Raw genomic sequence first — 14385 nt, forward strand, 5'->3', positions numbered from 1 at the left:
TCTGTTTCCCATGGCAGTAGGCAAGGGCGGCACGCCGTCGAAGGAAGCGAAGGCCGCAGCTAAGGCGGCGCGCAAGCAGCAGTCGAAAGAACGTCGCCAGCAGTTGTGGCAGGCGTTCCAGATGCAGCGCAAGCAAGACAAGCTGCTGCTGCCATTGATGATCGGTGCGGTCGTCGGCATCACGGTCGTGGTGCTGGTGATCGGCCTGATCTTCGGCCTGCAGTGGTTCCTGCTGCCGCTCGGCCTGCTACTCGGCGCGCTGGTCGCGTTCATCATCTTCGGTCGTCGGGTGCAGAAGAACGTTTACGCCAGGGCCGAGGGTCAGGCGGGCGCCGCGGCCTGGGTGCTGGACAACCTGCAGGGCAAGTGGCGGGTCAGCAATGGCATCGCCGCGACAACCCAGCTGGACGCGGTGCACCGGGTGATCGGTCTGCCCGGCGTGATCCTGGTCGGCGAGGGCTCGGCGCAGCGGCTGAAATCGCTGCTGGCGCAGGAGAAGAAGCGCACCGCCCGGCTCATCGGCGACACCCCGATCTACGACATCATCATCGGCAATGACGAGAACCAGGTGCCGCTGAAGGAACTGCAGCGCCACCTCACCAAGCTGCCCCGCAATATCGACGTCAAGCGCATCGAGCTCATCGAGGGTCGACTGAGCGCCCTCAACGCCCGCAGTGGCCCGGCACTGCCGAAGGGCCCGATGCCCGCCGGCGCGAAGATGCGCAACGTGCAGCGCAGCATCCGGCGGCGCTGAATTCACGCTCGAAGGCCCGCGTGATGGTCACGCCTGCCCAGTGGTTTTCGGCCGCTACCGGTCCATCGAAATGATGCCGCGGCGCGGTGGCGCCGGTCACATCCAGCGGCAACACCTCGACCCCTCGGTGACCGCCTTGCCGCGCACTCGTGTCGGCCGGATCAGCGGGAGCGGGCGACGGCGGTACCGGTGGCTCGGTCGTGCATGCCACGACCGTCGGCGTCGGTGAACAGCGCGGGCACCACGAACACCAGCAACGCCTGACGGGCCAGCGCCCGCACGAAACCGACCGGCACCGGCGCATCGATACGGATCACCCGCAGCCGCAGGAAGTACTGCCCCGGCGTGTATCCGAACAGCGTCACCGCGCCGACCCCGACCACGAACCAGATCAGCAGGGTCAGCGTCGAGGCCGACCCGCTGCGCACGATCAGCAGGGAGATCCCGACCGCGATCATCCAGTCCACGAACAGTGCGGCGATGCGGCGCCCCAACCCCGGCAGCGACCCAGCGCCGGACTGCGGCAAACCCAGATGCTGGCCGGGGAACTCGGGAGTTGCCGGGTCGCCTGGATCCGGCGGAGGTCCGGAGAGCCAGGATCCGGTGCTGCGTGCCATGGCCCCCAGAATAAGCGCGTCCGACCGGCCGCCCGGCACCGCGTAAGGGGAGTTCACATTCGGGGCACGGCGGAGAAGGTGGCAGGATTACCATGCAGTTCGAGCCCGGGTGGCCAGCGCCACCCGGGCAGCCGCACGTGTAACACTGGCGAAACACAGCCTTGACTGCCTGGAAACACCGCATCCATAGCGTCTGGTCGCGACGAACCCATGCAATCGACACTGGCTGGGAACCGATCCGTAAGGAGTACTAAGTGACGTTCAGCACGGCCGACGAGGTCATCAAATACATCGCTGACGAAGAGGTCGAATACGTCGACATCCGATTCAGCGATCTTCCCGGTGTGCAGCAGCACTTCTCGATCCCCGCGAAGGCCTTCACCACCGACCTCGCAGAGGAAGGGCTCGCGTTCGACGGCTCCTCCGTCCGTGGCTTCCAGTCGATCGACGAGTCGGACATGCTCCTACTCCCCGACTTCAGCACCGCGCGACTGGACCCCTTCCGCGCCGCGAAGACTCTGAACCTCAACTTCTTCGTGCACGACCCGTTCACCCGCGAGGCATACAGCCGCGACCCGCGCAACATCGCGCGTAAGGCCGAGGAGTATCTGCGCTCGACCGGTATCGCCGACACCGCGTACTTCGGTGCCGAGGCCGAGTTCTACATCTTCGACTCGATTCGCTACGAATCGGCGATGAACGGCGCGTTCTACGAGATCGAGTCGATCTCGGGCTCCTGGAACACCGGCGCGAAGTTCAACCCGGACGGCTCCCCCAACCGCGGCTACAAGGTCCGCAACAAGGGTGGTTACTTCCCGGTCGCCCCGTACGACCACTACGTCGATTTGCGCGACAAGATCGCGACCAACCTGCAGAACGCGGGCTTCGAGCTCGAGCGCGGCCACCACGAGGTCGGCACCGCCGGTCAGGCCGAGATCAACTACAAGTTCGGCACCCTGCTCGGTGCGGCCGACGACCTGCAGCTGTTCAAGTACATCGTGAAGAACACCGCGTGGCAGGAAGGCAAGACCGTCACGTTCATGCCGAAGCCGCTCTTCGGTGACAACGGCTCGGGCATGCACGTGCACCAGTCGCTGTGGAAGGATGGCAAGCCGCTGTTCCACGACGAGGCCGGCTACGCGGGTCTGTCGGATTTGGCGCGGCACTACATCGGCGGCATCCTGCACCACGCGCCGTCGCTGCTGGCGTTCACCAACCCGACCGTGAACTCCTACCACCGCCTGGTTCCGGGCTACGAGGCGCCGATCAACCTGGTGTACTCGCAGCGCAACCGCTCCGCGGCCGTTCGCATCCCGGTCACCGGCAACAACCCGAAGGCCAAGCGCATCGAGTTCCGCGCACCGGACTCCTCGGGTAACCCGTACCTGGCCTTCGCCGCCATGATGATGGCCGGTCTCGACGGCATCAAGCGCAAGCTCGAGCCGATGTCCCCCGTCGACAAGGACCTCTACGAGCTCCCGCCGGAGGAGGCCAAGAACATCCCGCAGGCCCCCACCAGCCTCGCGTCGGTCATCGACAAGCTCGAAGGCGATCACGACTACCTCACCGAGGGCAACGTCTTCACCGAGGACCTGATCGAGACCTGGATCAGCATCAAGCGCGAGCAGGAAATCGCCCCGGTGAACCTCCGCCCGCACCCGTACGAGTTCGAGCTCTACTTCGACGTGTAAGTCGATCAGTGGGTCTGACCTGCGGCGGAGCATCTAACCGAGGTCTTCGGTCCGCAGTCCGTCCGCAGTAGTTGTCAACGAGTCCATCCGTTCCGCGATCACTTCACCGATTGCGAAGCGGGTGGACTCGTCTGCGTCGAGCCACAGATGCCCGCAGTTGTCCAAGGTGGTCTTCGCGCTACCGTGCCGAACCCTGAACGGTCGTGATGTCCGCGCCCTTGGAGATCAACAGCGAGGCGAAGTAATGCCGCAGATCATGGGCTTCGGGAACGCGTCATGCAGTGCCCAAATCTGTTGTGTCGTAGCAACATACGGCTTCTGCTTGCCCATCGGTGGCGCTGTCTTGCGCGAGCACGGATTGCGGACCAGCAGACCCTCGTATACCGCATCGATGAGGATCTGCGACAGCCGAGCGTGCACCGGATACTCGCCAGAGGCACTTTGCCGAACTCCTCGGTGATTTGAGCAATGTGCACCCCGGCTTGCCTGGCAGTCGAATCCCGGTTCATGCCATAGCCTTCGATCAAACCGACAGTGACATTCTCATCGAGTTCGCTCGCGGTGTTCACGCTGCATCGAGATTCGCATGGACGTACACCTTCAAACTTCCCGACTGAGAGGACAGGTCACTATGCCGTCAACGACACTGCCTGCCAATCTGCGCGCTGATGTTGAAATCCTCTGGGACTACAACCAGATGCACCACGAGATCCGTCCAGCCGACGTTGGAATTGGGTTGGGTAGCCATGACCTCGGAGTCGCTACCTACACCGCAGATCTCTACCACCAAGGCATTTTTCCCCTGATCGTCTTCAGCGGCGCGAACGCTCCGACCACCGTCGAGAAGTTTCCACGAGGCGAAGCTGTGCACTACCGGGAACATGCCCTCGATCTTGGCGTCCCGGACAGCGCGATCTTGGTCGAACCCAAGGCAACGAACACCTCCGACAACATCAATTTCACCCGCGCCGTGCTGAAAGAGCATGGCGTAGAACTGATTACGTCAGTCATGCTCATCTCACGCCCATATCAGCAGCGGCGGAGTTACGCGATCTGCCGCAAACGATGGCCCGAGGTAGACGTAATTTGCGCGTCGCTCCCATTGCCGCTGGACAAGTACATCGACAGCATCGGCGATGTTGATCGCGTGATCAACATGCTGGTCGGAGACACACAGCAAATCTGGGTCTACCCGGAGAACGGATGGGCCATCGAGCAGGACGTGCCCGATGCGGTTCGCGCCGCGTACACCCGACTGGTAGATGGCGGATTCACCAGCCGAGTACTTCCCGCCTAGAACAGCCTGGCCGCCGGTTAGGCGGGTCTTATCCGCGTCCACCACACCGATCTACACGAGCGGGCGAAGACAGCCGTCGACGAGATCGACTCGAACTCGAACTCGAACGCACACACGTAGTCGCGTTCCTGCGCTGGCTAGTGGAATTTCGCCATACAGAATCAAGAGCGGCGGCGCACAGCGCCGCCGCTCAGGGCGCTTCGCGTCACTGCGTGATGCCTATGGCACCCTTGGCTAGCCCTTCCTTCAGCACAGGACGGCCAGTATGGGAAGCAAGCGACGAGAAGTCGCCGGGGCGGATAGGCCCATATACGCCGGCATCTCTCAGCGGCGTGTCTACCGACGTTCCATCATCGAACTGTCGACTATCGATGCCATGCCAGAACCCCGTACCGACCGGATAGACGTGTTTGTTCCGCGTCGACTCAACGACCATGAGCGCGTCTCCTTCATCGAACGGCACGTCGAAGCTGAGCTGGCGAAAACCGGTGAGTGGCCGGAACGGCTCGATTTCGCGTCCGGGTTCGCGATGACCGGTCGGCCTGATGTCACGCGATGGAGTGTCACCTACACGACCGGACCATTCGGCCACCGACCCTATTGAGGTTCGTCCGCAGGAGTAGATCGCGATGGCCGAGGTGACCCGCGCCCGCCAGGGCCGGGGTGCCTGGCCCATGCACGCCGCCGCTGCTCGAGTTGAATGGTGTTGCGGCCGTTCACATCAGCGAACCACCATCGACGCGGATCTCGCTGCCGGTGATGTAGCGGCCGTCGTCGGAGCCGACCATGGCTACAACACCGGCAATGTCCTCGGGGTTTCCGAGCGCGCCGCCGTTCAGCCAGCCCACCAGCCGGGCGAACAGGGTCCAGTCGGCATCCTGGGGCACACCGCCAGTGAACTTAGCGGTGATGCCACTGGCGATGCTGCCGGGCACGATATTGACCGCGCGCAGACCCTGTTTCGCGTACTCCAGCGCGATGGAGTGCGTGAACGCGTTGATTCCGCCCTTCGATGCCGCATACGCGGCACTGTAGGGGCTGGCGCTGAAGGCGGCGGTGGAGGAGAAGTTCACGATCACACCGCCATGCTCGGATTCCACCAGTTTCGGCAATCCGCCCCGAGTCATCAGGAACGTGCCCGTCAGGTTGATTCCGATCACCTGATTCCATGCCTCCAAGGGCATTTCGTGGGTGTGCGCGCTGCGCATGATGCCGGCGGCGTTCACCAGCACGTCGAGACCGCCCAGGAATTCGAAGGATTCGGCGTAGGCGGAGTGCACCGAGTCCTGGTCGGCGACATCGACGTGCACGGTCTTCAAACGCGCGCGATCCTCCGGGGCTGCCGCCTCGACGGTATCCTTCAGGCCCGTCTCGTCGACGTCGGCGGCGACCAGTTGCGCACCCTCGGCGAGCAGACGCAGGGCGACGCCCTGGCCGATCCCGGAGCCCGCACCGGTCACGAGCACCTGTCGCCCGTCGTATCTCCGCATCATTGCGTCTGTACCTCTCGCTAGAACGCGGTACGGGTGGGCTTGTCCGCCACCGGATTGCCGCGATATCAAAAAATAGAACAAGTTATAGTTTCACGTCATAGCCGACGGGCCGGGGGCTTTTGGCTCACAAAGGGCTCTCATACCTCGCGGACACCGCCATGAAGGCGGCTGGCCAACAATCCGGCCAGTTGCGCACTGAATCCGTCGGCGGCGATGACGTAACCGCCATGAGCATCGGCCGGTCCGAGACTGTCGTCGTGCCCGGCTCCCCGTCGCACGCCTTGGGTAACCGGCCGCCGATGAGGCGATACCCACAGAGTCATAGCGATTGCATATGACTGCTACAGCGAATACAGTAGCCTGGGTTCGAACATGAGACATGGATCACGCTGATGGCTGGTTTCCACCGGAGCAGATCGCGTCCTCTTATCCAACAGCCCCCGAGGCACCTCCACGAGCGGCGAACGGCCGGATAACCGATGTCGTCCGACATCGGTCGGATCTCGTAGAGAACGGAGTCGATGATGACGAACATGGATATGCGTCAGAACCCGAAGATGCAGACCGCGGTCAAAGACTGTTACGACTGTCATCGAATGTGTGAGCAGACGATCAGCGAGGTCATGCGGACCGACTGGCAAACGGCCCAGCACGAGTCGATCATGGCAATGATGGATTGCGCCGACATGAGCGGCATCTGCGCCGACATGATGATGCGCGGGTCGGCGATGACCGACCAGATGGTCACCATGTGCGCGGACACGTGCGTGCGGTGCGCCGACATGTGTGATCGAGCCGGCCACACCGAGTGCGCCCAGGCGTGTCGCCAGTGCGCTGACTCCTGCCGCAAGGTGGCGGCCGAGATGGCGAAGATGAGCTGACGGTAGTACGCAGCAGCCTCGCCGAACCCAGTTCCCGGCCAACGCTGCCAACGTCAAAACCGCAGGTCGCTGCTATTGAAAACAGACCCAACGGCAGCAAACGGCCGGGGGCATAGTTCGAGCTGTAAGCCGCAGCACCGCAAGATGAGCCCTTCCTGCGTTCGCGCGGGGAGGGCTCGTCCCGTTTCGACCACTATGACTTCGCCGCTGGGTCGATCCTGTTATCCGCAGGCGGGTGAGCGGGTCTTGTCGGCGCCGAGGCTCAGGCAGGTCCACCAAGTGTGTAAGCGCCAGGTTCCGTCCTGGACGCCCAGTGGAATCAGCATGGGGGACTTGGCTTCGCCGACGGTTGCGAGAGTGGTGGCTAGCAGGTCACCGACCCAATCCGATCGGCCCGCACCAGGTACGGATCGTCGGCATCGACGGGCACGTCCTCACCGTGCACGGTCTCGATGCGATCGACGGCACACCGACGCTGGAGGTGAAACCCGTACTCGGCGCGACGGCGCAGCGCTGAGAGCCGCGGGCCGAAGCACCGCCACCCATGTTCCATGGGCTGGACAGTTGGACGGGAGCGGTCGATAGTGCTCAGGTGAATGTGGGTGCTGTGGTGTTGCGTGCACTAGCCGGGGTATCGCTGATGCTCGGTGTGGTCGCGCCAGTGACGATCGCCGATCCCGTCGGCGTGCCGTTCCAGTGGTGGCAGAGCTATGTCACCGCGCCGGACGGCACCCGCTTGCACGCGGACATCCTGCGCCCGGCCGGGGTCTCCGACGACACCCGCACGCCGGTGATCCTCACGGTGAGTCCCTATCGCGCGCATCTGGCCTATCTCAGCCTGCCGCGCCTGGAGGGCGGTCCGTCCACCGACTACCTCAACGTGGAGATGTTCCTCAACGCCGGGTACACCTACGTGGTGGTCGACCTGCGCGGGTTCGGCGGTTCGTCCGGCTGCCCGGATTACGGTGGGCCGGGCGAACGTTCGGACGTCAGCACCGCGGTGGAGTGGGCGGCGAGCCAGCCGTGGTCGACCGGCCGGGTCGGCATGGCCGGTGTGTCCTATGAGGCGTGGACCGGGATGATGGGGCTCGCCGCCAAGCCGAAGGGGCTGGCCGCGGTGGCCGCGTTCGAGCCGGTGGTCGACCCGTACTCGTATCTATACATGCAGGGCGTCTCGTGGAAGTTCTCCGGGAAACCGGTCACCGAGAACGGGATTCGCCCGGCCGACCAGGTCGGCCTGGAACATCTGCTCGTCGCCTCCACCCCCGGCCGCTGGGACGACTCCCCCGAGTACCAGTCCAACGCCACCCAGGTGTCGCCGCAGTGCTACGCGCAGTACCTGGAAAACACCGCCAACCACGACCCGAACACCCCGTTCTGGCGCGAGCGCGACATGGTGGACCAGTTGCGCGGCAACACGATTCCGCTGTTCCTCGGCCAGGGCTTCCTCGACTACAACACCCGGGCCTATCGCGTGTTCGACGTGTGGAACGCGCTCGGTCCCGGCGAGCACCGCGCCTGGTTCGGGCAGTGGGGCCACAGCGACTGCCACCTCAAGTGCGGCACACCGAATTTCGACGCCGAGCTGCTCGCCTTCTTCGACAGGCAGGTGGCAGACAAGGACGTCGAGGTGCCCGGCCCGCGCATCACCGTCGGCCAGTTCGACGGCGGCTGGCGTTCCGAAACCGCCTGGCCACCACAGGATGTGCAACGGGTGCAGATCGATTTGCGCACCGGTGTTTATACCGATCGTGGCCTGATCCCCGGACCCGACCGCGAGATCTGGTCGATCTCCGAGCCGCTGGCGCAGGACCAGCACCTGTCCGGGATCCCGGCGGCGTCGCTGCGGCTGACCGGTCCACCGTCGGCCACCTGCACCGTCGAGCTCTACGACATCGAGCCCGACGGACACGCCACCGTCATCACCCGGGGCATCGCCCCAGTTGCCGAAACCACCGACATCAGGCTGCTGGCTCAGGATTGGCCGCTGCGCGCCGGACACCGGATCGGCGTGCGCATCACCGACGTCGTCGACGACGTCTGGTCGCATGCCCCGGCCTCCGCCGCCGTCACCGTGACCGCGGCTCGCCTCGAATTGCCGCTGCTCACCACCCTCCGCCATCCCGACTTGACCGGCGGGGCCAGCGAAAACCTGGGCAAATGGCGCGCCCAGACCATCACCCTCGGCCCCGGTGTGTTGAACAATGCAACGGTGCCCATGAACCTACCGACCCCGACCGATGACCGATGACCGGCAACGCCGCCGCCGAGCGCCTTGCGCAAGCCCTGCGCTGCGCCACGGTGTCCACCGAGGAACCCGCCGAGACCCACAGCCCCGAGTTCGCCCGATTGGGGGCGCACCTGGAGCGGTCCTTCCCGCTGGTGCACGCTGAACTGGAGCTGGAGCGATTCGGCCACAGCAGGCTCTACCGATGGGCCGGAACGGAGCCGGACCACGTCTCGGCGATCCTGCTCGCACACCAGGACGTGGTGCCCGTCGACGACCCGCAACGCTGGACCCATCCGCCGTTCGCGGGCGTGGTCGACGACGAATTCATCTGGGGCCGTGGCGCGATCGACGACAAGAGCCGCCTGCTTGCCATCCTGGAAGCGGTCGAATCCGCACTCGCCGATGGCGTGCGGCCGCGCCACACCGTCTACCTGGCCTTCGGCCACGACGAAGAGGTGTTCGGCGACAAAGGCGCGGTCCAGATGGCGCAGCGGCTGCGGGACGCGGGTGTGTACGCGGACCTGCTGCTCGACGAGGGCGGCGTGATCACCGAGGGGGTCGTCGACGGCGTGGACCGTCCGGTGGCCTCGATCATGGTGGGCGAGAAGGGGTATGCCACGGTCCGGTTGTCGGTGTCGGAACTGGGCGGGCACTCGTCCATGCCGGGCCGCCAGACCGCGGTCGGCCGGATCGCCCGCGCGGTGAGCCGGCTCCAGGACCATCCGATGCCGCTGCGACTCACGCCGATCGTGGCCGACATGCTGGCCCGGTTGCGTCCGGCGCTGCCCGAGTCGCGCCGCCGCCTGCTCGGGCTGGCCGGGTTGGCCGGGCCGGTGATCACCCGGGTGATGGCGGCCCACCCGCAGACCGAGGCGCTGGTGCGCACGACCACCGCGCCGACGGTGATCCGCGGTGGCGTGAAGGCCAATGTGCTGCCGCAAAAGGCCGAGGCGCTGGTGAATTTCCGTATCCTGCCCGGCGATTCGGTGGCTTCGGTGCTCGAACATTGCCGAAAGGTGGTGCGCGACAAGGGCGTACGCATCGAGTCGGTCGGCATGTCCTCAGAGCCGTCCCGGACGGCGACGCCCGGTGCCGGATTCGAGCTGATCGCCGGGCTGGCCGAGGCAGTGGTGCCGGGCATCGCGGTGACCACCGGCATCGTCCCCGGCGCCACCGATGCCCGGCATTACGACGATCTCGCCGAAGCGCGGTGCAATTTCGCGCCCATCGTGGTGACCGAGGCCGACCTCGCCACCATCCACGGAACCGACGAGCGCATCTCCCTGGTGAACTACGCTCGGCTCATCGAGTTCAATCGGCGGCTCATCGACCAGCTCGCGCACGCGCCGAGCCGTGCGCACGTCGAACCAGCGCCGCCGCAGACGTCAGGAGCCGAGGCATGACATCCGACAGTGCTGTATCCGCGACCGGTGAATTCGAAGGCCGCGGCAGCCGGGTCGCCTGGCGCGCCTGGCTGCCGGACACCACCACCCGGGGCGTGATCGTGCTCGTGCACGGTGTGGCCGAGCACTCCGGCCGCTATGTACACGTCGGAAAGCGATTGGCGGACGCCGGTTTCGCGGTCTACGCGCTCGACCACATCGGCCACGGCAAGTCCGCGGGCGGCAACGCGAACATCGGCTCGATGGACGGCGCCGCCGACAATGTCGCCGCCATGCTCGACATCGTGAGCCTCGAGCACCCGGACGTACCCCGGTTCCTGATCGGCCATTCGATGGGCAGCCTCATCGTGCTCTACCTGGCCACCCGCGCGCCGATCGATGTCGCGGGCATTGTCGTGTCGGCCCCGCCGCTCGATATCCCCCTCGGCAATCCGCTGCAGCGCCTGTTCGCGCCATTGCTGACCAAGCTCACCCCGAATCTCGGTGTGCTGAAACTCGATTCGTCGATGATCAGCCGCGACCCCGAGGTGGTCCGCGTCTACGACAACGACCCGCTGGTGTTCCGCGGTAAGCTCCCGGCCCGCACCGCTGTCGAGATCCTGAAAGCGACGAACCTGGTCAAGGGGCGGCTCGACAAGCTGACCGTGCCCCTTCTGGTGCTGCACGGCACCGCCGACGCGGTTGCCGCGCCGTCCAGCTCCACCCTCATCGAGCAGGGTGCGGCCTCGAAGGATCTCACTGTCATCCGCTACGACGGGCTCTACCACGAGATCTTCAACGAGCCGGAAAAGGACAAGGTGCTCGGCGACGTCGTGGACTGGCTGGAGGTGCACGTTACCGAGAACTAGGCTCAGCCTATGGGAGATAGAGTCGCGTTCATTCGCGCCACCTGGCACAGCTCGATCGTGGGTAAGGCATACGAGGGGTTCACCACCGAGTACGCCGACCTCGGCTTCGACCCTGCCACCATCGATTTGTTCGAGGTGCCCGGCGCGTTCGAGATCCCGCTGCACGCCAAGCGGCTGGCCCGCAGCGGCGAATACTCGGCGGTCGTGGCGGCGGCACTGGTCGTCGACGGCGGCATCTACCGGCACGATTTCGTCGCCACCGCGGTGATCGACGGCCTGATGCGGGTGCAGCTGGACACCGACGTGCCGGTCTTCTCGGTCGTGCTCACCCCGCACCACTTCCACGAGCACAGCGAGCACGTCAACTACTTCACCGAGCACTTCGTGACGAAGGGAGCCGAGGCCGCCCGCGCGCTGGCGACCACCCTCAGCTCCCTGCGCGCGCTGCCCGCCGCGGTGAACTGACCGTTTACCTGTAGTGCGACAGGCAGGCGGCCTCGCCGTCGAGGACGCCCATCCGGAATGCCTCCAGCCGCTGGAAGCCGCCTGCCACCACCTTCCCGTTCACATCACTGGCGACGAGGCCGTCGGCCAGCAAACCGGAGACCGCCTCGTCGAGGTCGTTGGCCGACAGGTGCGGGTCGCTGTTCGGCTCGCTCAGCTTGGTGGTCACCACTCCGGTCAGGCAGGCGGTGCGCAGCCCGGCGGTATCGGCGCCGGTCAGCGTGAGCTTGCGATCCTGTTGCACGGCAAGGACATAACGCGAGACGAAAACGGCGAAGGCGTTGTAGTCGCCGTCCACCACCGCGGACAGTGGTTCGTCGTCGCCCTTCATCGGGCCGCCGCGCTTGGCCAGTTCGGGCACGTCGGTGCCGATCCTGTTCGAGCTCGGGCAGAACGACACCGGCTCGGCGGCGGTGGCATTCGCGCAGTTCTTCACCACGCCCGAATTGTCGAACTGCGGCGGCTTGGCCACCGGGTAGATCTTGCCGAGCGCCTGGCTCAGGCTGGTCAACGATTGCACATCGACCGGCAGCTGATTATTCTGCTCATCGGGCTCGAAGGTCGTCGGCAGGTTCCCGCGGCGCTCGTCGATCTCCTTCTTGTTGATCTTCTTGCAGCCCGGGGCGCCCTCGGTCCAGCCGATCTGCACCGCCGTCACCCGCTCGAACGCCGAGCCGTGCACGTTCTTCGGATTGTCCGGATCCTGGTCGCGCACCGCGACGGTCGCACCGAGTACCGCGTTGAGTCCGTCGGTGGTGTTCAGGGTGAAATGCGCCGAATTGCCTTCCGCCACATGGCGCAGGAACACTCCAGCCAGGCAGTCCGCCTGCTGCTCCTTGACCAGCGCCGGACTCAGGAACCCGGCGATCTTGGCCTGCCCCTGGATGGAGTGGCCGTACTCGTGTGCCAGCACCATCACCACGGCCATCTCGCTGTAGTTGTCCTGCAGCTTGGGCAGCAGCACCCCGCGGTCCCAGCCGATGGTGTGGTCGATGCTGCAGTAGGCGGCGTTGACCACGTGGTAGGTGCTGGACTTGCAGAACGTGATGGCCTGCTCCTTGGGAGCCTTGGCGTCCCACGAGATGTACCGGCTCACCGGCTTGAAGGTGCCGGGAAAGTTCTTGCCGTACTCGGTCTTCCAGAAATCTTCCAGGTCGGCGATGGTGTTGAGAGCGAGCTTGTCGATCTGTCCGCCGTCGCTGTTCTCCGCGGTAAGCGGCGCGTCCGGCACACCCTTGCGCGGACCGTTCGGCCCGGTGGAGGAAGCCGCCCCGGCCAGTTCCCATGGGTTTTCGGCGTTGGTGATCACGTTCTGAGCGCTGCCGCCCGCGTTGCTCCCGCACCCGGCCAACGCAGCGCCGACCGAAATCAGCACGGCGACCACCCCGAAACGCAGCCGTCTTGTCCTCATCAGGTTCCTCCCCGAATTCACCGCGGGCCCGCCTCCCGAACCCGGTCCCGTCCGGGATCGGCGCCGCACCTCGCAACCCGCCCCCGTCGAGCATTCACATGGTAATCGCAGCGGACCGATCGCGCGTATACGTCGCGCGCGCGAGACCGCAACGCGCGGTTATCTGTTCAGCCGGATCCGGGCCACCATGGCCCGGTGGTCGGATCCGGGCACGGTCAGCGTCCGCACCTCGTCGGAGGTTCCATCCGCCACCAGAATGTGGTCGATGCCGAGCACCGGACCCCACCGGCGATCGTTCGGAAACGTGGGCAGCGGCCCCGCGCCCGCGAGGTCGGCGGCCACGGCGAAGCGTCCGCGCAATAACTCGCGAAAGGCCGAATGATCCCGTGTCGCATTGAAATCCGCGCCCACGATCGCCGAACCCTGTTGCGCATCCAGCAATTCGCGAATCCTGCGTAGCTCCGAACCCCATGCCGGAAAGTCGAGCGGCGGCGGAATCGGGTGGAACGCGAACACTGCGACCGCCCCGGCCTGCGGATGATCCATCGTCGCGGACACATTGTTGAGCACGAAGCCGTCGTATTTCTTGGTGTCCCGCAACGGATATCGACTGTAGATGCCGGTGCCACCACCACCCCCGGAGGTGGGTTCCAAGTAGTGATACGGCAACGACTCCCCCAGTCCCGCCACAGCCAGTCGCTCCGCCATCGCCGCGGTCAACTCCTCCACGGTGAGCACATCGACCCGGTTATCCCGAGCCGCCCGCACCACCGCGGCGGCATCGGCCCCACCAAACAGCAGATTCGACTGCATCACTACAACTTCCGCCCCACCCGCCGCCCGCCCATCCGGCACGAAGACCGGCGCCTGCGTCCACAACACCGCACCTAGCACCACCCCGGCCGCGACCGCACTGCGCCAGCCACGCGCGACCGCGAACAGCACCAGCGCCACCACCGCCCCGATCATGAGCAGTGACGCCCCCGAGGCGAGCAAAACCACCAGCCGCCACTGCGACCCGCTGAAATGCAACCCGATCCCGGTAACTCCCACTGTCAGGGCGATCCACCCCGCACCGATCAACACCCGGCGCACCCATTCAGCCATATCTCGCACCCTAGACGTCGCCAATATGCACTCGGCAGGATGCGAGGTGTTCACGGTGCATATCGAAGAGTTCAGCGCCGCCGGCCGTCTCACCGCTGAGAGCGCCGAGGACCTTGCCGCGGTGGCAAGTCGATAATCTGCCTGCTCAG

The 14385-nt window shown here is 65.4% G+C and carries 15 protein-coding genes; 9 read left to right on the forward strand and 6 right to left on the reverse strand.

Annotated elements, in window-relative coordinates:
* The first annotated feature begins 10 nt into the window (after positions 1-10).
* Positions 11-754 (forward strand): DUF4191 domain-containing protein, encoded by a 744-nt coding sequence (locus ACV7NQ_RS05680; protein ID WP_463358645.1) that lies wholly within the window; start codon positions 11-13, stop codon positions 752-754.
* A 161-nt stretch (positions 755-915) separates the two neighbouring features.
* On the opposite strand, the gene ACV7NQ_RS05685 is transcribed toward ACV7NQ_RS05680, so the two are convergent.
* The gene (locus ACV7NQ_RS05685; RefSeq protein WP_463358646.1) at positions 916-1371 is read right to left on the reverse strand and encodes an RDD family protein; all 456 of its coding nucleotides are present in this window, start codon (positions 1369-1371) and stop codon (positions 916-918) included.
* 254 nt (positions 1372-1625) lie between these two features.
* Between ACV7NQ_RS05685 and glnA the strand changes: the two genes are divergently transcribed.
* Together glnA and ACV7NQ_RS05695 are read left to right on the forward strand one after the other, a co-directional pair.
* On the forward strand, positions 1626-3062 hold the full coding sequence (glnA, locus tag ACV7NQ_RS05690; RefSeq protein WP_463358647.1) for a type I glutamate--ammonia ligase: 1437 nt from the start codon (positions 1626-1628) through the stop codon (positions 3060-3062).
* Positions 3063-3693: 631 nt separating this feature from the next.
* Positions 3694-4359: a YdcF family protein gene (locus ACV7NQ_RS05695; protein WP_463358648.1), complete on the forward strand. Its 666-nt coding sequence runs from the start codon at positions 3694-3696 to the stop codon at positions 4357-4359.
* Positions 4360-4564: 205 nt separating this feature from the next.
* Here ACV7NQ_RS05695 and ACV7NQ_RS05700 read toward each other — a convergent pair whose 3' ends face one another.
* From ACV7NQ_RS05700 to ACV7NQ_RS05710, 3 genes are all read right to left on the reverse strand, one after another.
* The gene (locus tag ACV7NQ_RS05700; RefSeq protein ID WP_463358649.1) at positions 4565-4951 is read right to left on the reverse strand and encodes a hypothetical protein; all 387 of its coding nucleotides are present in this window, start codon (positions 4949-4951) and stop codon (positions 4565-4567) included.
* 124 nt (positions 4952-5075) lie between these two features.
* Positions 5076-5849, reverse strand: coding sequence for an SDR family NAD(P)-dependent oxidoreductase (locus ACV7NQ_RS05705; RefSeq protein ID WP_463358650.1), 774 nt, complete (start codon positions 5847-5849; stop codon positions 5076-5078).
* A gap of 140 nt (positions 5850-5989) precedes the next feature.
* Positions 5990-6175: a hypothetical protein gene (locus tag ACV7NQ_RS05710; RefSeq protein ID WP_463358651.1), complete on the reverse strand. Its 186-nt coding sequence runs from the start codon at positions 6173-6175 to the stop codon at positions 5990-5992.
* Between the two features lie 201 nt (positions 6176-6376).
* On the opposite strand from ACV7NQ_RS05710, the gene ACV7NQ_RS05715 reads away from it, so the two are divergent.
* The 6 genes from ACV7NQ_RS05715 (at position 6377) to ACV7NQ_RS05740 (ending at position 11679) form a co-directional block, all read left to right on the forward strand.
* A complete protein-coding gene (locus ACV7NQ_RS05715) occupies positions 6377-6733 on the forward strand; it encodes a four-helix bundle copper-binding protein (protein WP_463358652.1) in 357 nt (118 codons plus the stop codon).
* A 349-nt stretch (positions 6734-7082) separates the two neighbouring features.
* On the forward strand, positions 7083-7250 hold the full coding sequence (locus ACV7NQ_RS05720; RefSeq protein WP_463358653.1) for a TrmO family methyltransferase domain-containing protein: 168 nt from the start codon (positions 7083-7085) through the stop codon (positions 7248-7250).
* 75 nt (positions 7251-7325) lie between these two features.
* Positions 7326-8984, forward strand: a complete 1659-nt coding sequence (locus ACV7NQ_RS05725) for a CocE/NonD family hydrolase (RefSeq protein ID WP_463358654.1) — start codon at positions 7326-7328, stop codon at positions 8982-8984.
* A complete protein-coding gene (locus tag ACV7NQ_RS05730) occupies positions 8981-10366 on the forward strand; it encodes a M20 family peptidase (RefSeq protein ID WP_463358655.1) in 1386 nt (461 codons plus the stop codon). The genes ACV7NQ_RS05725 and ACV7NQ_RS05730 overlap by 4 nt, the downstream gene beginning before the upstream one ends.
* Entirely contained in the window at positions 10363-11214 is an 852-nt protein-coding gene (locus ACV7NQ_RS05735; RefSeq protein WP_463358656.1) for an alpha/beta hydrolase, read from the forward strand. Before ACV7NQ_RS05730 ends, ACV7NQ_RS05735 begins: the two co-directional genes overlap by 4 nt.
* A gap of 9 nt (positions 11215-11223) precedes the next feature.
* On the forward strand, positions 11224-11679 hold the full coding sequence (locus ACV7NQ_RS05740) for a 6,7-dimethyl-8-ribityllumazine synthase (RefSeq protein WP_463358657.1): 456 nt from the start codon (positions 11224-11226) through the stop codon (positions 11677-11679).
* A 4-nt stretch (positions 11680-11683) separates the two neighbouring features.
* Here ACV7NQ_RS05740 and ACV7NQ_RS05745 read toward each other — a convergent pair whose 3' ends face one another.
* Together ACV7NQ_RS05745 and ACV7NQ_RS05750 are read right to left on the reverse strand one after the other, a co-directional pair.
* Complete coding sequence (locus ACV7NQ_RS05745) at positions 11684-13129, reverse strand: neutral zinc metallopeptidase (RefSeq protein WP_463358658.1); 1446 nt, start codon at positions 13127-13129, stop codon at positions 11684-11686.
* Positions 13130-13288: 159 nt separating this feature from the next.
* Entirely contained in the window at positions 13289-14236 is a 948-nt protein-coding gene (locus tag ACV7NQ_RS05750; RefSeq protein WP_463358659.1) for an endonuclease/exonuclease/phosphatase family protein, read from the reverse strand.
* Positions 14237-14385 lie beyond the last annotated feature (149 nt).

Source organism: Nocardia sp. Tas62D01 (assembly GCF_055232035.1).